The sequence below is a fragment of the Geothermobacter hydrogeniphilus genome (assembly GCF_002898515.1).
GTDB lineage: Bacteria > Desulfobacterota > Desulfuromonadia > Desulfuromonadales > Geothermobacteraceae > Geothermobacter_A.
In genome coordinates this window covers 73,259-90,477 of the sequence record NZ_PPFX01000007.1, presented here as the reverse complement: position 1 = coordinate 90,477, position 17,219 = coordinate 73,259, and the positions used below count along the sequence as shown (strand labels likewise).

The 17,219-nt window shown below is 56.7% G+C and carries 18 protein-coding genes; 4 read left to right on the top strand and 14 right to left on the bottom strand.

Annotation, left to right across the window (positions count from 1 at the left end; genetic code table 11):
- Positions 1–12 precede the first annotated feature (12 nt).
- The 14 genes from C2E25_RS04965 to C2E25_RS04900 form a co-directional block, all read right to left on the bottom strand.
- The gene (locus C2E25_RS04965) at positions 13–2,172 is read right to left on the bottom strand and encodes a RelA/SpoT family protein (protein ID WP_103114680.1); all 2,160 of its coding nucleotides are present in this window, start codon (positions 2,170–2,172) and stop codon (positions 13–15) included.
- Positions 2,173–2,241: 69 nt separating this feature from the next.
- Positions 2,242–2,448: a DNA-directed RNA polymerase subunit omega gene (gene rpoZ / locus C2E25_RS04960; protein WP_085010786.1), complete on the bottom strand. Its 207-nt coding sequence runs from the start codon at positions 2,446–2,448 to the stop codon at positions 2,242–2,244.
- Between the two features lie 19 nt (positions 2,449–2,467).
- A complete protein-coding gene (gmk, locus tag C2E25_RS04955) occupies positions 2,468–3,130 on the bottom strand; it encodes a guanylate kinase (RefSeq protein WP_103114679.1) in 663 nt (220 codons plus the stop codon).
- Positions 3,127–4,002, bottom strand: coding sequence for a YicC/YloC family endoribonuclease (locus C2E25_RS04950; protein WP_103114678.1), 876 nt, complete (start codon positions 4,000–4,002; stop codon positions 3,127–3,129). Before C2E25_RS04950 ends, gmk begins: the two co-directional genes overlap by 4 nt.
- A 181-nt stretch (positions 4,003–4,183) precedes the next feature.
- Positions 4,184–4,729, bottom strand: a complete 546-nt coding sequence (gene rfbC / locus C2E25_RS04945) for a dTDP-4-dehydrorhamnose 3,5-epimerase (RefSeq protein WP_103114677.1) — start codon at positions 4,727–4,729, stop codon at positions 4,184–4,186.
- Positions 4,730–4,737: 8 nt separating this feature from the next.
- Positions 4,738–5,607, bottom strand: a complete 870-nt coding sequence (rfbA, locus tag C2E25_RS04940; protein WP_103114676.1) for a glucose-1-phosphate thymidylyltransferase RfbA — start codon at positions 5,605–5,607, stop codon at positions 4,738–4,740.
- Positions 5,597–6,487 carry a dTDP-4-dehydrorhamnose reductase gene (rfbD, locus tag C2E25_RS04935; protein WP_103114675.1) on the bottom strand — a complete coding sequence of 297 codons (891 nt, stop codon included), beginning with the start codon at positions 6,485–6,487 and terminating at the stop codon, positions 5,597–5,599. Before rfbD ends, rfbA begins: the two co-directional genes overlap by 11 nt.
- Positions 6,488–7,555 (bottom strand): dTDP-glucose 4,6-dehydratase, encoded by a 1,068-nt coding sequence (gene rfbB / locus C2E25_RS04930; RefSeq protein ID WP_103114674.1) that lies wholly within the window; start codon positions 7,553–7,555, stop codon positions 6,488–6,490.
- A gap of 78 nt (positions 7,556–7,633) precedes the next feature.
- Positions 7,634–8,218, bottom strand: coding sequence for a D-glycero-beta-D-manno-heptose 1,7-bisphosphate 7-phosphatase (gene gmhB, locus C2E25_RS04925; protein ID WP_233189342.1), 585 nt, complete (start codon positions 8,216–8,218; stop codon positions 7,634–7,636).
- Positions 8,215–9,672, bottom strand: a complete 1,458-nt coding sequence (gene rfaE1 / locus C2E25_RS04920) for a D-glycero-beta-D-manno-heptose-7-phosphate kinase (RefSeq protein WP_103114673.1) — start codon at positions 9,670–9,672, stop codon at positions 8,215–8,217. The genes gmhB and rfaE1 overlap by 4 nt, the downstream gene beginning before the upstream one ends.
- A complete protein-coding gene (locus C2E25_RS04915) occupies positions 9,669–10,265 on the bottom strand; it encodes a D-sedoheptulose-7-phosphate isomerase (protein WP_103114672.1) in 597 nt (198 codons plus the stop codon). The genes rfaE1 and C2E25_RS04915 overlap by 4 nt, the downstream gene beginning before the upstream one ends.
- 90 nt (positions 10,266–10,355) lie before the next feature.
- A complete protein-coding gene (locus tag C2E25_RS04910) occupies positions 10,356–11,312 on the bottom strand; it encodes a glycosyltransferase (RefSeq protein ID WP_103114671.1) in 957 nt (318 codons plus the stop codon).
- A gap of 2 nt (positions 11,313–11,314) precedes the next feature.
- The gene (locus C2E25_RS04905; RefSeq protein ID WP_103114670.1) at positions 11,315–12,076 is read right to left on the bottom strand and encodes a sulfotransferase family protein; all 762 of its coding nucleotides are present in this window, start codon (positions 12,074–12,076) and stop codon (positions 11,315–11,317) included.
- A 95-nt stretch (positions 12,077–12,171) separates the two neighbouring features.
- Positions 12,172–13,083 (bottom strand): glycosyltransferase, encoded by a 912-nt coding sequence (locus C2E25_RS04900; protein ID WP_103114669.1) that lies wholly within the window; start codon positions 13,081–13,083, stop codon positions 12,172–12,174.
- Between the two features lie 450 nt (positions 13,084–13,533).
- Between C2E25_RS04900 and C2E25_RS04895 the strand changes: the two genes are divergently transcribed.
- From C2E25_RS04895 to C2E25_RS04885, 4 genes are read left to right on the top strand one after another with little or no spacing between them, the layout of a single operon-like run.
- The gene (locus tag C2E25_RS04895) at positions 13,534–14,445 is read left to right on the top strand and encodes a glycosyltransferase family 10 domain-containing protein (RefSeq protein ID WP_158247129.1); all 912 of its coding nucleotides are present in this window, start codon (positions 13,534–13,536) and stop codon (positions 14,443–14,445) included.
- 52 nt (positions 14,446–14,497) lie between these two features.
- Positions 14,498–15,298, top strand: coding sequence for a hypothetical protein (locus C2E25_RS17445; RefSeq protein WP_158247128.1), 801 nt, complete (start codon positions 14,498–14,500; stop codon positions 15,296–15,298).
- A gap of 49 nt (positions 15,299–15,347) precedes the next feature.
- The gene (locus C2E25_RS04890) at positions 15,348–16,346 is read left to right on the top strand and encodes a glycosyltransferase family 10 domain-containing protein (protein WP_158247127.1); all 999 of its coding nucleotides are present in this window, start codon (positions 15,348–15,350) and stop codon (positions 16,344–16,346) included.
- A 19-nt stretch (positions 16,347–16,365) separates the two neighbouring features.
- Positions 16,366–17,196: a glycosyltransferase family 25 protein gene (locus C2E25_RS04885; protein WP_158247126.1), complete on the top strand. Its 831-nt coding sequence runs from the start codon at positions 16,366–16,368 to the stop codon at positions 17,194–17,196.
- Positions 17,197–17,219: the final 23 nt, after the last annotated feature.

The following is a 17,219-nucleotide window of genomic DNA, read 5'->3' as shown; positions in this document are numbered from 1 at the left end:
CTGATGACACCCTCAGCCGCGCAACCGCTCCACCTTGTAAACACCCTTGAGGTTGACAACCGCCTGGCGCACCCGGTTGAGATGTTCAAGATCCTGAACATCCACTTCAAAATTGTTGACCCCCTTGTGGTCAGCGGTTGAATGGACATTGGCGCTGATGATGTTGGCGTCACAGTTGGTGATGGCAGTGGTAATGGCGGCCAGCATCCCCCGCTGGTTCTCGCAGTAGACCCTGATTCTGACCGGTCGGGACGCCTTCTTGCGTCGATCCCACTCAACCGGAACACGGCGTTCCGGATCGGTTTCCCGCACCTGAGGGCAATCGCCGGCATGGACGGTCACCCCGCGGCCACGAGTGATGAAACCGATCACTTCATCCCCCGGCAGAGGATTGCAGCACTTGGCGAAACGCACCAGGATATCCTCGACCCCCTGCAGTTTGATGGCATTGGAGGGTTTTTGACGAATCTTGTTGACCACCTTGCCGAGGGGGCCGGGCGCCGCCGGTCGGGTTTCGATCTGCTCGCGGGGAACCAGCTTGGCGACAATCTGGCCGAGGGAGACCTTACCGTAACCGAGAGCCGCCAGCAGATCCTCGCCGCCGCTGAAACCGAACTCCTCCCAGGCTTTCCGCCAGTCGGCTGACGACAGCACCTTTTTCAGGCTCATGCCGTACTTGCGGAGACGTTTTTCCAGCAGATCACGTCCGAGTTCGACGCTGCGTTCACGCTGTTCGGTCTTGATCCAGTGGCGAATCTTGTTGCGCGCCTTGGACGTGCGGACAAACTTGAGCCAGTCCTTGCTCGGGTGCTGGCCGGCCTGGGTGGTCACTTCGACGATGTCACCGTTGTGCAGTTCGGTCTTGAGCGGTACCAGCTTGCCGTTGACCTTGGCGCCGCTGCAGTGATTGCCGACATCGCTGTGGATACTGTAGGCGAAATCGACCGGGGTCGAGCCGCGCGGCAGCTCCTTGACATCGCCATTCGGGGTAAATACGTAGACTTCCTCGGGAAAGAGATCAACCTTGACCGAGGAGAGAAATTCCCGCGAATCGGTCAGGTCCTTCTGCCATTCGAGCATCTGCCGCAGCCAGGCGAAACGCCGGTCGTGCCGGCCGCTGGCGGCAATCGGGGCCCCCTTGCCTTCCTTGTATTTCCAGTGCGCCGCGATGCCCTCTTCGGCAATCCGGTGCATCTCGATGGTGCGCAGTTGGATCTCCATCCGTTCGCCATGCGGGCCGAGAACCGTCGTATGCAGCGACTGGTACATGTTGGCCTTGGGCATGGCAATATAATCCTTGAAGCGTCCGGGAATTGGCTTCCATAGAGCATGGACGATACCGAGCACCGCATAACAGTCCTGCACCGAAGGCAGGATGATGCGGAAAGCGATCAGGTCATGCACCTGGTCGAAATCGATCTGCTGCCGCTTCATTTTCTGGTAGATGGAAAAAAGATGCTTGGCGCGGCCGGAGATCTGGCCGTCAAAACCGTTGTCTTTCAGCATCCGCCCGAGGATCCGCTTGACCTCTTCGATATAGCGGGACTGCTCGCGCTTGCGGCGCGCGATCCTGGCGGACAGATCCCGATAGTCGTCCGGCTCCTGGTAGCGGAAGGAAAGATTTTCCAGTTCGTTCTTGATCCAGCTGATCCCCATGCGGTTGGCCAGCGGCGCGTAGATCTCCGCCGTCTCCCGGGCGATCAGCCGCTGCTGCTCGGGCGGCAGGGTGTCAAGAGTACGCATGTTGTGCAGCCGATCAGCCAGCTTGACGAGGATCACCCGGATATCGCGCGCCATGGCGAGCAGCATCTTGCGAAAATTTTCCGCCTGCTCCTCGGCCCGGGTTTTGAATGTCATCCGGCCGATCTTGGTCACCCCGTCAACCAGCTCAAAGACTTCATCACCGAAAAGTTCGCGGATTTCCGCCTCGCCGGTCAGGGTGTCTTCAAGGGTATCGTGCAGCAGTCCGGTAACGATGGAGGGAACATCAAGCTGCAACTGGGCCAGGATATGGGCAACTTCGAGGGGATGATGCAGATAGGCTTCGCCGGAGAGGCGCACCTGTCCCTGATGAACCTTTCCGCAGAAGACATAAGCCTTGCGGATCGGTTCCAGGTCGGCGGTCGGATGATAGCCGGCCACCATGTCAAGGATGTCGTCGAGACGGACCATCAGGGCTCGGGCAAAAAACGGGTAGACAGCACGGCGGCCGCCTGCCCGGGTTTTCAGCCGGCGTTACATTCAGCTCTTGCGGGTGGGGATTTCGAAATCGACTTTTCCAGCGGCGATTTCACGCAGCGAAACAACGACCTTTTTGTTGTTGGCCTTGTTGTCGATCAGGGGCGCGGCCCCCTTGTAAAGCTGCTTGGAGCGTTTGGATGCAACCATGCAGAGCAAAAAGCGGTTGGGGATTACATCCAGACAATCTTCAACGGTGACACGTGCCATAATCAGAACTCCCTTGGTGTTAACTTAATTTTTCCAACCCGAACCAGACCGCCGGCGCGCTCTTGAAGCGCCGGGTCCGACACCGTTCGGCCCGAACGATGGACGCCAACCGCTGACGGGCGGTTTCCAGATCGGCATTGACAATCAGGTAATCATACCACCTGGCGGCGCGAATTTCCTGCTCGGCATTGCGCAGCCGATGCCGGATCACCTCATCGCTGTCGGTCTGCCTGGAACGGAGACGTCTTTCCAGTTCCGTAAGCGACGGCGGCAGGATAAAAACGAAGACCGCGGCGTCAAGCCTGTCTCGCAGTTGCGCGGCCCCCTGGCAGTCGATATCGAGCAGAATATCCTCGCCCCGCCGACGGGACTCGTCCAGGGTCTTCAGCGCCGTACCGTAGCAGTTGCCGTGGACCTCCGCCCACTCGGCGAATTCCCCGGCCGCGACCATGCGGTCGAATTCAGCCTGGTCAACGAAATGGTAATCGACGCCATCCCGTTCCGAACCACGCGGCTTGCGGGTCGTGAACGAGACAGACTGACGGATATTGCTGAAATTGTCAACCAGATGTCGACAGAGGGTGGTCTTGCCGGCCCCGGATGGAGCAGAAACGACGATCAGCAGCCCTTCACGGGGCGCTTCGATCGGATCAAGCCGTTCTGCTGAGGACTTTTCATTCATGCGACGTTCTGTACCTGTTCGCGGATTTTTTCCAGCTCCGCCTTGATCTCGACCACCTGGCTGCCGATAACGGCGTCATTGGCCTTGCTGCCGATGGTGTTGGTTTCACGGTTGATTTCCTGCACCAGGAAGTCCATTTTCCGGCCGACCGGCTCCTCCGCATCAAACAGCCCACGAAACTGGACCAGGTGACTGCGGAAACGGGTCAGTTCTTCGCTGATGTCACAGCGGTCGGCAAAGACGGCCAGTTCCTGGGCGATCCGCTGCGGTTCGATGTCGACATCGGCGGCATAACGTTCGAGCCGCTGGCGCAACTTCTCCTGCCATTCCAGGGGGACTTGAGGCGCCCGTTCGGCCACCCGGCCGATCAAACTGTCGAGCTTTTCCAGTCGCTGCTCGAAATCGACCTGCAGGGCCTCCCCTTCCGAACGACGCATCTGGCGAATCTGCAGCAAGGCCTCGTCCAGGGCCTGTTCCAGACACGGCCGCAACTCGTCGAGCGAAATACTTTCGGAAAACTGCAGCACATCCTTCTGCCCGACCAGCAGGTCGAGCGAGACCTTGTCGTCCAGACCATAAGCCTTCTGCAGTTTGTTCAGCGACCGGACCAGGGCGTCGGCCAGCGGCTTGTTGATCCGGGCCTCGTAGGCCTGCTCGCCAATGATCTCCAGGTTGATGAAAATATCGATCTTGCCGCGCGACAGGCTCTCGGAAACCTTTTTCTTGAGTATGCCCTCAAGGGGCATGGCGACCCGTGGCCCCTTGACATTGACATCGCAGAAGCGGTGGTTGACCGATTTGATCTCGATGCCGATGGCGATGTTCTCACCGGCCGCCCGGCCCTTGCCGAAGCCGGTCATGCTGTCAATCATCTTGGCTCATCCTCTCTCAGTCCTGAATCAGTGAGCCCCTTGTTGGCGGACAGCACAAGTCATTGATCTGCCTGAGCTTCCCAAAAATCACCAGCGAACCTGTGGGTGCGCTTCAGATTTTTGCAAATCTCATTCAGACCAAGCACTTGCACTCTCCATCCAACAGGAACTCAGATTCAGGTCAGGGGTAACATTCGGCATCCCGGAACGCGGTTCCCGCTGCGTCTTTTTCCGACAGCAGGGGCTGAACATCACGCGGCCAGTCGATCCCCAGGTCCGGGTCATCCCAACGAATCGTCCGCTCATGCTGCGGGGCATAGTAGGCGGTGGTCTTGTAAAGCAGATCCGCCGTCTCGGAGAGTACCATAAATCCGTGGGCAAATCCTTCCGGGACCCAGAGTTGCCGCTTGTTTTCATCCGACAGGACAGCGCCGACCCATTGCCCGAATGTCGGTGAAGAACGACGCAGGTCGACGGCGACATCGAAAATCTCTCCGCCGACGGCCCGCACCAGTTTGCCCTGGGGCTGCTGAACCTGGTAATGCAGACCGCGCAGAACCCCGCGACAGGAACGCGAGTGGTTGTCCTGAACGAAATCGTTTTTCAACCCGGTCAACTCTTCCCAGCGGGCCCGGTTGAAGCTCTCGAAGAAAAATCCGCGCCGGTCCGGAAAAATCCGCGGCTCCAGCAGCAGGACATCGGCAATGGCGATGGTAACAATCCGCATACAGACTCCTATTCGCGGCTGAGTTGTTCCAGGTAACTGCGGTAACTCGATTTCGGCATCGCCTCGATGACCGCCAGCAGCTGGTCAAGGTCAATGTAGCCTTTTCTGTAGGCGACCTCTTCGAGGCAGCCGATCTTGACTCCCTGGCGCGCCTCAAGGGTGCCGATGAAATGACTCGCCTCCAGCAAACTCATGTGGGTGCCGGTGTCGAGCCAGGCGATGCCCCGCTCGAGCTTTTCCACCAGCAGTTCCCGACGTTCAAGGTAGGCCAGGTTGAGGTCGGTGATTTCCAGTTCCCCGCGCGCCGAAGGTTGAAGCCCGCGAGTCAGCTCGACAACCTTTTCATCATAAAGATAGAGCCCCGGCACGGCGTAACGTGATTTCGGCTGCCGCGGTTTCTCTTCGATGCCGAGAACCTTGCCCGAGGCATCGAACTCGACCACGCCGTAACGTTCCGGATCCTGCACCGGATAGCCGAACACCCTGGCGCCACCGGCAAAGTCCCGGAAAATACGCGACAGGCCCATTTTGCCGTAAAAGATATTGTCACCGAGAATCAACGAAACCGCCTTTCCGTCAATGAACTTCTCACCGATCAGAAAAGCCTGGGCGATTCCTTTGGGCTCGGGCTGAACCTGGTAGCTGAGCCGAAGTCCCCACTGCGATCCATCACCCAGCAGGGCCTCGAAACGGGGCGTATCCTGGGGCGTGGAAATGATCAGGATATCCTTTATCCCGGCCCGCATCAGGGTCGAGATCGGATAATAGATCATCGGTTTGTCATAAATCGGCTGCAGCTGCTTGCTGGCCACCAGGGTCAGCGGATAGAGGCGGGTGCCGGCACCACCGGCCAGCACAATGCCTTTTTCAATAGCCATGGGGTTTATCCCCTCCCTGTCTCTGTTCAAAATAACGCTTCAGGCTCTCCCGCCAGGCGGGAATCTCCACACCGGAGATCTTTCCGATCTTCTGCTTGCTGAGGACGGAATAACGCGGACGACAGGCCGGCAGCGGATAGTCCGCGGTCGTGATCGGGCGAACCTGCCGCACCGCGAGTTTTTCATCACGCCGGGCCAGTTCAATAGCGGCGCAGGCGAAATCGTACCAGCTGCAGGCGCCATCATTACTGTAATGATAGATGCCGTAGTCACCCTGTTCCAGCAGCCGCAGCATCGCCCGGACCAGATCGTCGGTCCAGGTCGGGGTACCGGTCTGGTCGGCGACGATGCCGAGACTTTCGCGTTCACGGGCGAGACGCACCATGGTCTCGACGAAATTGCCGCCGCCGGCTCCGTAAAGCCAGCTGGTACGGATAATGAAGCAGCTCCCCAGGCCGACGGCAAGAATCGCCTGTTCACCGTGCAGCTTGCTCAGACCATACACCGACAGGGGGTCCGGGGTATCCGTCTCCAGATAGGGACTGTCCTTTTTGCCGTCGAAAACAAAATCGGTCGAAATATGCACCAGCGTCGCCCCGCAACAACGGGCCAGCTCCGCCAGGTAGCCGGGTCCCCTGCCGTTGACCGCCTCGGCCTGCTCGACCCGACTCTCGCAGCCGTCGACATCGGTCAGGGCGGCGCAATTGATGATCAAATCCGGGTTTTCCCCTGCCAGGTCAAGAACAGAGGTCCGGTCCGTCAGGTCAAAACCGGGCAGATCATAACCGCGAATATCCCAGTTCCCGGGAGCGAGACGCTGCACCGCATCGGCCAGCATCCCCTTGGCCCCGATCAGGGCGACCTTCAGCGAAACGCTCATTCAGCGATCTCCGTACATCCGGTCGTAGTAGTCCTGGTAGGAGCCGTCAAGAATGGCGGCACACCAGGCCTGGTTGGCAAGGTACCAGTCGACCGTGCCGCGGAGTCCCTCGTCGAAAGGGACCGTCGGCTCCCAGCCGAGTTCCCGCCTGATCTTGCCGGCGTCAATGGCGTAGCGGCGATCATGCCCGGCGCGGTCCTTGACGAAGCGGACCAGCGAACGACGTGGTTCGCCCGAGGCCAGCGGGGCAACTTTTTCATCGAGAATGTCGCAGATAGTTTCGACCACCTCGATGTTCCGTTTTTCACTGTTGCCACCGATATTGTAGGTTTCGCCGCATCTGCCACCGTTCAGGACAGCCAGGATCGCCCGGCAGTGATCCTCGACAAACAGCCAGTCGCGAATATTGCGGCCGTCACCGTAGACCGGCAGTTCCCGTCCATTGAGGGCGTTGTTGATAATCAGCGGAATCAGCTTTTCCGGAAACTGGTAGGGACCGTAATTGTTGGAACAGTTGGTGATCAGCACCGGCAGGCCGTAGGTATGGCCATAGGCACTGACCAGGTGGTCGGAGGCCGCCTTGCTGGCCGAATAGGGAGAGCGGGGATCGTAGGGGGTGGTTTCGGAAAAATAACCGGTTTCGCCCAGGGATCCGTAAACCTCGTCGGTGCTGACTTGCAGGAAACGTCTGCCATCACCCTTCCCTCCGCCCCCGAGCCAGGTGCTGCGGGCCGCCTCAAGGAGCGAGAAGGTGCCGTTGATATTGGTCCGGATGAATTCTCCGGGCCCGTCGATGCTGCGATCAACGTGCGATTCCGCAGCAAAATGGACCACCGTATCGATCTCTTCCTCGGCAAACAACTTCTGCACCAGCTCACGATCACAGATATCGCCGCGCACGAAACGATAACGGGGATCAGAGTCGAGACCGGACAGGTTCTCGGGATTGCCGGCATAGGTCAGCTTGTCGAGGTTGACCAGGCGGATCTCGTCAGGGCTCTCAAGCGCCAGCCGGATGAAATTGGCGCCGATAAACCCGCAGCCGCCGGTAACAAGAATATTTTTCATGGTAGAAATAACTCCCCCCTATGTCGCGTTGCTGGATATTTAATTTGGGGCGGAATGGTATCATTCCCGGCGTGGAAATCAAAGCGTCAATCCTGAACCTGGCCGCAGGATAAGATCGACGGCCTCGACGAGGGTCTCGACCACCGGAACCTTGAGTTCCATCGCCTCGGCAACCGCGGTATTCCCGTATCCGGTTTTCACCAGGATCGAGCCGCAACCGACCGACAACCCGGCCCGGATATCGGCCGGCTTGTCGCCCACCATCCACGACCGCGCCAGGTCGATCCCTCTTTCGGCGGCCGCCCGCAGCAGCAGACCGGGAGCCGGTTTGCGACAGTCGCATTTCGCTGAACTGTAGTCTGGGAGGTGCGGACAGATATACCAGGCGTCGATTCGCGCGCCGGCAACGGCCAGCAACCGGTCAACATGACGGTGCAGCGTCTCGACCTCGGACAGACCGTAGAACCCACGCGCGATTCCCGACTGGTTGGTGATCACGACCACCGGCAGTCCGGCCCGGTTCAGGCGCCGGATCGCTGCCGGAACCCCGTCAATGAATTCGAAATCCTCCACCCGGAAAAGGTAATTTTTCTCGACATTGATGGTTCCGTCCCGGTCGAGAAAAACCGCAGGCTTCAGTGTTTCACCGGTGCCGAAGGTCACGACTGATAGGCCTGCAGGATCTTTTCAATGAGATTGCTGGTCGACTTGCCGTCAACCACCCGGATCAGTTCCACCCGCCCGCCCTGACTCTCGACAAACTCTCTGCCGACCACCTCTTCCGGCGTGTAGTCGCTCCCCTTGACGAGGATATCCGGCCGCAGGGATTCGATCAAGTTCAGCGGCGTATCCTCATCGAACATGACCACGAAGTCGACACAGTCCAGCGCCGCCAGGATATGGGCCCGTTCTTCAGCGCCGATCAGGGGTCTCTTCGGCCCCTTCAGGCGACGGATCGAGGCATCGGAATTAAGGCCCAGTACCAGCAGGTCGCCAAGCTGCCTCGCCTGCTGCAGGTAGCGGACATGGCCGACGTGCAGAAGATCGAAACAGCCGTTGGTGAAGACAATGTTCTGTCCCTGCCGACGTCGGTCAGCGAGAATGGCCGCCAACTCCGCGGCCGGACGGATCTTGCGGTTCAGCCCGGAATCATCACCGGCGGCGGTGAACAGGTCAGCGGCTGTCACGGTCGATGTGCCGACTTTGCCGACGACGATGCCGGCGGCAACATTCGCCAGGGCGGCCGCCTCAATCACCGACAGGCCGGTCGCCACGCCGAGACCGACGAAAACCAGCACGGTATCACCGGCTCCGGAAACATCGTAGACATCCCGGGCACGGGTCGGCATCGGGGTCACCGAACCATTCTCCAGAAAAACGCTCATACCCTCTTCGCTGCGAGTCAGGACCAGGGCCTTAAGAGAGCACTGCGCCATCAGAGCCCGGCCGGCGGCGAGGGCCGACGCTTCATCCTCAACCGGGATGCCGGACGCCAAACCGGCCTCGCGCCGGTTCGGCGTCAGCAGAAAGGCGCCACGGTAGCGCAGGAAATCCTCTCCCTTGGGATCAACCAGCACCGGAACCTTGGCCGCCCGCCCGGCGGCAAGAATTTCCCGCAACACCCGCTCGGTCAGAACCCCCTTGCCGTAATCGGAAACCAGAACCACCCGTTGCCGGGGGATAAGCGGCAGCACCGCCTCAAGCAGCCGGGACTCGGTCACCGCCGGGATATTCTCACAACTTTCCCGGTCGATGCGCAGCATCTGCTGACTGTTCGAAAGAACCCGGGTTTTACGTCCGGTGCGCCGACCGGCAACAGCCAGCAGGGCCCGGCAATCGACACCGGCCGTCTCAAGCATTTTGCCGAGAAGGTCCCCGTCATCATCCTTACCGACGACACCCGCGGCACTAACCCGGCAGCCGAGTTCGACCAGGTTCCGGATCACGTTGCCCGCGCCGCCGAGTCTGACTTCCTCGTCGGCAACGTCGACCACCTGCACCGGCGCCTCGGGGGAAATGCGTTCAACATCCCCCCACAGGTATTCGTCAAGCATCAGGTCGCCGATCACCAGGATCGGACAATCGCGGGCCTGCTCCAGGAATTGACCGACATTCATGACCTCTCCCGTCGCTCGAAATCATGGTGATCAACAGCTTCGCACAACAGGTGGATCAGCAGGATGTGCATCTCCTGCACCACGGCTGTGGATTCGACCGGAATGATCAGCGGCAGGTCGACCAGCGCACTCAGGGCACCGCCGTCCCGCCCCAACAGACCGATGCTGCGGCAACCGATCTCGTTCGCCGCCCGCACCGCGGCCACGACATTGCCGGAATTGCCGCTCGTGGAGAGGACAACCACCAAATCCTCCGGGCGTGCCAGAGCCTCCACCTGGCGGGCGAAGATCTGCTCAAATCCGTAATCATTGCCGACCGCGGTCAGAATCGAGGAATCGGTGGTCAGGGCAATGGCGGGCAATCCGTCCCGCTCCGCCCGATAACGACCGACCAGTTCGGCGGCAAAATGCTGGGCATCCGACGCCGAACCGCCGTTCCCCATGATCAGCAGCTTGCCATCACTCTCAAAGCAGGCCACAATCATTTCGACCGCCTGGTGAATCAGGGGATCAAGATTCTGCTCCACGGACTTCAAAGCCTGATGGTGCAACGTTAGATGGGAGCGAAACGAATCATCTGTCTCAGTTGCCATGACCAGCCCCTTCTAGAGCGAAACAGGATTGTCTAAACACTTAGGTTACAAACAAATTGATTCAATAATTCAAAAAAATATTATTTCATTTCATACGAAGAAAATACGGTAATAAAGCTCACCCCTTGCTATTCTACGAATCCTTTTTCGCAACTTTGGCGGAGACAGATTCAGCCAGCCACCATAATTATGTTTCAACAACTCCCGATAGAGGGTGCGATTAAAAAAACATCTATGAGAAGTCTCCAAATGGTCGACGTACAGCTGCAACAAGTCCTTGTGCGGAAACTCACCGACAGGGACCCTGAAGAGTTGCCGCAATAAATCACGCTTCATTGCGCAATCTTCACGAAACCTCATAAGTCTGCCGCTTTTTTTACCGTCAGAATTCCTTTTTCTGAGTTCAGGATTATTTTGCGCATTTGAACCATGCATGCGGTGTCTGACCAACTTGAGATCAAGAAACCTGATTCCATTCAAGAGACAGGCAACCAGCCCGAGCCACTTGTCGTACATGCATGCGTCGCAGAACGGAATGGCTTTTGCGACAAGTTCACGAGTCGCCAGAACATTATGTCCAGATATGGAATTTCCCTCAATCTGATAAAACAACGGTGTTCCCTGCACAGCAGGAACTCTTAAAAATTCAAGTTCATTTTCATGGATGATTTCCCCTTCCTCGCCAATGATCATGCCACTGGAGTAAAGCAGGCTCGCACCGCCTCTATGGGCAACCATGACCTCAATCTTCTCCTCCTCCCAAATATCATCCTGGTCAGAAAAAAAAATCAGCTCACCGGTGGCGAGGGTCGCAGCTTTTTCAAAATTTTTATTTACCCCGAGTCTTTCGGTATTTTGAAAAACTCTTACCCTGTCAGGAAAGCGATCCTGATACGCCTGAACGATAGCGTAGGATTCGTCATCTGAAAAGTCATCAACAATGATCAACTCATCCGGCACAAGGGTCTGATTTAAGATACTGTCAATCTGGCTACTTAAATATCTGGCACCATTACAGGTTGCCATAACAACAGAAATTTTATTCATATTTACGATATATTAGTTTTTTCTTCCAAAGAAATAAGCCTCTGATACATATCAAAACAATTCTTCTTTAATTCAGAATCTTTAATGTCATCAAAATTATCTTCAATTTTATTTCTATAAAGCCCCTTATCAACAAAGCCAAAATCATCAATAGTTGACACATTCATGTCAATATTTAAATTTTTCAAAACCCTATCAACAAACATTTCTGTATTGCTTATTATTTTCTTATATGAAAAAAATATCCCATCATTGCTGTCGACAAAATCAACAATTGAATTGTTATATGCAATCCATATTTTTATACTTTTCTCTAAAGAAAACCCGTCTCTTTTTCTTAAGGATTCTGCAACTTCAAATGGAGATCTGAATACAACGATATATTTCTTATCATAGGGCTCGGAAAATTTTTCCCACACCGGCAACAGGCGAGAAATTCGCGGGTCCTTGACACCAATAATTGTTTTCCCTGAAAACTTTTCATCCAGCTTTGTCCTAATCAATGATAGATACTTATAGTATCTTATAAATCTAAAAAAATTGAATTTTATAGGCCTATGATCATACCATGAAGATTTATACTTCCTAAGGATAGTGTCATTAATATCAACAAAATCGAGATCTTCAAAATAGCCTTTCGGATTATCATCTGTTGCAGGCATTAAGTTGTCACCGAAATCTATTCCACACTTACAAAGAATACCTGCAGCAAGTGAAGTCCCACTTCTATGCATCCCCAAAACAAGTACAAGTTGTTTGTCCATGGCACAATATTCCTGTATACGATTTAATCAATTTACAGAACAGATTTATTGCATGAAAGCGTAAAGCAATTTTTAACTGCTGAGAAGTTAAAGAATCAACCCATCTGGAGAAAACCGGTTAAACGCTTAAAATTTTCCTTATCTGGACAGAACAAATAGCTACCCAGAACTTTTTTCGTCATCACCGGCAGGAGATTTCTGTTCTCCTTCTTAGCCCATCTCCAGACTCGTCTGACATCTTTCTGATAACATTTCATCAATACATTCTTGTCGATGTTATCACCGAACTCTTCTATAAATTTATGATGGATGGCGATAGTTTCCTTGAGCATCTCTTTTTTGTCGGCACTATAGTTGCCGCCATGCCATCGATAACCGCAGACAACCTTGTTTATTTTCCCGATAAGAAATTTGCTGGAGAGCTTCAGCCAGCTGAAATAATCTTCGATGGTGAATGTTTCAGCATAGCCCCCCATCTCCACCAGGGCATCCCGACGCACCATCGCGGTTGGAGTCTTGATGTAGTTATTCAGCAGCAGGGTTTCGAAAGCCCTGGCAACGGGTTCCTCGGTTTTCCAGGATGAGCAGTGCGGTCCGACAACATTCCCTTCCGCGTCAATCAACTCCGCGTCAGCATGCACCAGGGCCAGATTCGGTTCTCTCCACCGGCAGCACGCCTCCCACTCGGCGGCAATTTTTTCCGGATAGAGCATATCGTCAGACCCGAAAAGGTGGAACCATTCTCCCCGGGCGAGGTCCAGCAACCTGTTGCAGGTGGGCGCAATCCCCCGGTTCGCCTGCCGCAACAACTCGACCCTTTCGAACCTGTCGGCATGCTCAGCCACGAACTGTTCGGCCAGGTTGAAAGTCTGATCGGCGGAACCATCGTCCACGACGATCAGTTCCAGACGGGGATAGGTCTGACGCCTGACGCTGTTCAGGCAGTCAAGAATGTACCGCTCATGGTTGTAGGAAGGGATGCAGACGGAATGCAGCGGCAAACTCATGACAAATCCTCAAGATCAACCCGAAATACAAAACCGGAAGATTCAATATTTGATGCTTTCGCAAGAAAACCAAAATGATGTTGGCTAAGCAAAAAGCGCAATCAGCGAGACGCGCGTTTATCGAACAATGAGGCGTACTTACGTACGTCGAAGCAGCGAGATAAACGCAGCAACGCAGCTGCTGGTGAGTTTTTGCGACGCCATCAATATTTGACAATGCGGCGGGCACGGCCTTATAAGTACTATCCTCATTTAAGACAGAATGAGACGTGCCTGCAAACTGAAGATAGCAGGGCCCTCGTAAAGCCAGTCGACTCTAGCAAACAAATAATGCGCATGGCAAATTCTAAATCCGTTATCCGCGTCAAACTCGTTACCCGTTGGGGAAAGGAAAAAGGGTTCCCATGGACCGCCCAATGCCCGGGCCGGACTCCCCGCTGGGATCGCTGCGTGTTCACATCCGATCCCTTCGCGCGTGACTACGACTGGCTGGTCGCTGTTGACGATATTCCCCGGATCATGCCCGGCAAGCGGGAGGAACTGGCCTGCCCGCGAGACAACACCATCCTGGTGACCTCCGAACCTTCTTCCGTAACCCGCTACGGCAAATCCTTTGCCGCGCAATTCGGGCACCTGCTGACCAACCAGGAGGAGTGGGCGCTGCCCCACCCTCGGGCGATCCGTTCCCAGACCGGCAATATCTGGTTTTACGGCAAGAGCTATGACGAAATCAAAGAGACCGCCGAGCTCCCGAAATCAGAGCTGATTTCCACCGTCTGTTCCTCCAAGCGGCAGCCCCATACCATGCACGCCCGGCGCTATGACTTCACCTGGAAGCTGAAAAAGGAGCTGCCGGAGCTGGAGATTTTCGGCCACGGCGTCCGTTTCGTCGAGAAGAAGCACCAGGCGCTCGACCCCTATCGATTTCACCTGGTGGTAGAAAACCAGATCGGCCCGCACCTGTGGACGGAGAAACTGGCTGACGCCTTTCTCGCCGAAACCATCCCCATCTACTGCGGCTGTCCGAATGTCTTCGACTACTTCCCGAAAGACAGCCTGCTCCCCATCGACATCAACGATTTTGAAGGCTCCCTGGCGTACATCCGTTCACTTCTGTCCAGGGAAGGCGAATATGAACGCCGACGGGAGGCAGTGCTGGAGGCAAAACGGCTGGTGATGGACGAATACAACCTTCCCGCCATGATCAACAGGATCATTCTCGACCATGAGAACACCGGAAGCAGTCCCGGCGGCGTGATCTACAACCGCCGGCTGATGCGGATGCGGCACCCGGCCGACTTCCTCTCCTTCGCTGCCTGGAAAACTGGAAATTTGCTGAAAAGTGTGCGAGTATTCCGCTGAATTTCCCGACAGTCAGACATCATTACACAGTTCGCATCCCCAGGCCGCCGACATGACTGCAAAGCAACCCGTCAACATCATCAGCATCCTCTGGGGCAAGGCCTACAGCGAGGAGGATGTCAATATTCTCTTCGCGATGATCCGACGCAACACCAGCCGACCGGTCAACTTCCACCTTTTCAGCAATGAGGACCTGCCGGACCTGAACCCCGCCATCATCCGGCACCCCGAACCGGCGATGCGGATCAGCCCCCACCAGAACCGCTATGCCTACCGCAAGGAGGCCGGACTCTGCGCCGATGATCTCGGCGGACTGACCGGGCAGCGGGTCTTCTTCTTCGATCTCGACGTGCTGATCATGGACGATCTCGATGAGCTGTTCGCCTACCCCGAGGGGGACAAGTTCTACATCATCAATGACTGGAACAGCAAGGGGGACCGCGTCGGCCAGGCCACCTGCTATTCCTTTGTTGTCGGTACCCTGGGGTCTGTCCGCGAAACCTTCGAAGCTGATCCCGATCCCATTATCGAACAGTACGGGACGGCGTCACAGGAATACCTGTCGGCCATGGTGATTCAAAAATACGGCCGATTGAACTTCTGGCCCGAGGCGTGGTTCCAGTCCTTCCGCTTCCACTGCCTGCCCTTCGCCTTCATGCGGCATTTCCAGACCCCGTCACTGCCGCAAAAAGGAACCAAGGTACTCGCCTTTCACGGCCATCCCGATATCCATGACGCCCTGGCCGGGCGCTGGTCGCCGCCGAACATCCGCAAGGCCGCGCGCGGCTGGAAGCGGATCTACAAGGCCTGCCGACCCACCCCCTGGATCAGGGACTACTGGTACGAATCCTGATGCGCGCCTCACGTCATCAACCATGGTCTCAGTCCCCCGGGTGAACGTCATGAGCAAACCCGTCAAACGTATCGCCGTTGCCGATTCGCAGCGCGACTTCGTCGAGAATATCCTGCAATTCGTTCAGGACCGCTACCGGTTCGAATGGACCGACGACCGGGACGCGGACTACGTCTTTCACTCCATCGACGGCTACGACGTGCTGAAATACAGCGGGGTACGGATCTTTGTCACCGGCGAGAACGTCACTCCCGATTTCGCCATCAGCGACTACGCCCTGTCCTTTGAACGGCTCTCCTTTGCCGACCGCGCTATCTGGCTGCCGCTGATCAGACTCTACCGCCACGATTACGAGACGCTGACTTGCCCGCGCCCGGAGCCGCGGCAGATCCTGGAGCAGAAAACCGATTTCTGCGCCTACGTCATGTCCAATACCCGCAGCAGTGCCGAGGAACGCGTGCGGATTTTCGAGCTGCTGTCACGGTACAAACAGGTCAACTCGGGCGGACTCTGGCGCAACAATGTCGGCGGCCGGGTCGCCGACAAGCTGGCGTTTCAGTCCCGGCACAAGTTCGTCATCGCCTTCGAGAACTGTTCCCATCCCGGCTACCTGACGGAAAAATTCGCCCAGGCGGCGGCCGCCAACGCGATCCCGATCTATTGGGGCGACCCCGGCATCGGCGAGATCTTCAACCCCGATGCCTTCGTCAACTGCCACAACTTCGCCTCCCTGCAGGAGGTGGTGGAAGAGGTCGCGCGCATCGACCGGGACCCCGCCCGCTATGAAAAGATGCTGCAGGCGCCCTGGTTCAGGGACGGGAAGGAGCCGGAAGCACTGCGGGCCGAAACCTATGCCCGGTTCCTCGCCAACATCTTCGACCAGCCGCTGCCGACGGCCTATCGACGCAACCGCAGCCGTTGGGGGCAGAAACGGGAACGCCAACTGTTCGACATGTATCACCGCCCGCACCTGCAGGCCTTCCGCAACGGCCGCCGGGCCTGGAGACGCTTCTGGCACCGTTTTCTGCCGCGCCGCAAAATGTACTGACGCCGCCCACGGAGTTTTGATGCACACCACCCGACGACATTGCCCGATCTATGTCATCACCCTGGATCACGCCAGGGAGAGACAGCAGACCATCAGCGCCAGGCTGCGGGAACTCGGACTGGCTTTTGAATTTATCAGCGGCGTGGACGGCCGCGGCCTGAAACTGGAGAATCATCCGGACTACGAGCCGATCAAAAGGCGGCTCTTCTACGGCCGGGACCTGTCGCAGGGAGAGTTCGGCTGCATCCTGGCTCACCGGAATGTCTACCGACACATGCAGGAACTGCAGGTCGAGATGGCGGTCGTCCTCGAAGACGACTCGATTCTTACCGAAGAACTTCCCGAAGTCATCGAAGCCCTGGCACGGATCGCCGACAACTGGGATCTGGTCCGTTTTCTCGGGCGCGACAAAAACTATCGCTCCACGCGCTCCATCCGCCCCCTGGAGGGGACCTCGGCCATGCTGGCCCGGCAGCTGGGCATCCCCGGCGGCGCCTACGGCTACATGCTCAACCTGAAGGCCGCGAAACGCCTGAGCCGGATGACGCAAAAAAACTGGCTGGCCATCGACACCCTGCACGGAGCGGTCTGGCTGACCGGGCTCAGAACCCTGGCGGTCGCCCCGTCACCGGTGCTGCCCAACGACGAATCCCCGTCCTGCATCGACAGCCAGGACAACAATCTGCGCTGGGACAAGACCGTACGTCTTGAAGGAGGCATGCGCCTCATCTATCCGGTCACGCGCGGTCTGTGGAAATTTTATCTTGCCTGCTGCACCGGATGGATCAGACTGAAAAGCTTACTAGGTGACCGGGGAGATGTGAGACGGGTCGGGACTCACGGCTCATAACTGATTCCGAAACTTTTGTTTGA

Excerpts from the sequence above, each read along its gene's own strand:
- C2E25_RS04965 (WP_103114680.1), bottom strand. The coding sequence starts at position 2,172 with ATGGTCCGTCTCGACGACATCCTTGACATGGTGGCCGGCTATCATCCG.
- rfbB (WP_103114674.1), bottom strand. The coding sequence starts at position 7,555 with ATGAAAAATATTCTTGTTACCGGCGGCTGCGGGTTTATCGGCGCCAAT.
- C2E25_RS04915 (WP_103114672.1), bottom strand. The coding sequence starts at position 10,265 with ATGGCAACTGAGACAGATGATTCGTTTCGCTCCCATCTAACGTTGCAC.
- C2E25_RS04890 (WP_158247127.1), top strand. The coding sequence starts at position 15,348 with ATGAGCAAACCCGTCAAACGTATCGCCGTTGCCGATTCGCAGCGCGAC.
- C2E25_RS17445 (WP_158247128.1), top strand. The coding sequence starts at position 14,498 with ATGACTGCAAAGCAACCCGTCAACATCATCAGCATCCTCTGGGGCAAG.
- C2E25_RS04900 (WP_103114669.1), bottom strand. The coding sequence starts at position 13,083 with ATGAGTTTGCCGCTGCATTCCGTCTGCATCCCTTCCTACAACCATGAG.
- rfaE1 (WP_103114673.1), bottom strand. The coding sequence starts at position 9,672 with ATGAATGTCGGTCAATTCCTGGAGCAGGCCCGCGATTGTCCGATCCTG.
- rpoZ (WP_085010786.1), bottom strand. The coding sequence starts at position 2,448 with ATGGCACGTGTCACCGTTGAAGATTGTCTGGATGTAATCCCCAACCGC.
- gmk (WP_103114679.1), bottom strand. The coding sequence starts at position 3,130 with ATGAATGAAAAGTCCTCAGCAGAACGGCTTGATCCGATCGAAGCGCCC.
- rfbD (WP_103114675.1), bottom strand. The coding sequence starts at position 6,487 with ATGAGCGTTTCGCTGAAGGTCGCCCTGATCGGGGCCAAGGGGATGCTG.
- C2E25_RS04950 (WP_103114678.1), bottom strand. The coding sequence starts at position 4,002 with ATGATTGACAGCATGACCGGCTTCGGCAAGGGCCGGGCGGCCGGTGAG.
- C2E25_RS04910 (WP_103114671.1), bottom strand. The coding sequence starts at position 11,312 with ATGAATAAAATTTCTGTTGTTATGGCAACCTGTAATGGTGCCAGATAT.
- C2E25_RS04885 (WP_158247126.1), top strand. The coding sequence starts at position 16,366 with ATGCACACCACCCGACGACATTGCCCGATCTATGTCATCACCCTGGAT.
- C2E25_RS04905 (WP_103114670.1), bottom strand. The coding sequence starts at position 12,076 with ATGGACAAACAACTTGTACTTGTTTTGGGGATGCATAGAAGTGGGACT.
- rfbC (WP_103114677.1), bottom strand. The coding sequence starts at position 4,729 with ATGCGGATTGTTACCATCGCCATTGCCGATGTCCTGCTGCTGGAGCCG.
- rfbA (WP_103114676.1), bottom strand. The coding sequence starts at position 5,607 with ATGGCTATTGAAAAAGGCATTGTGCTGGCCGGTGGTGCCGGCACCCGC.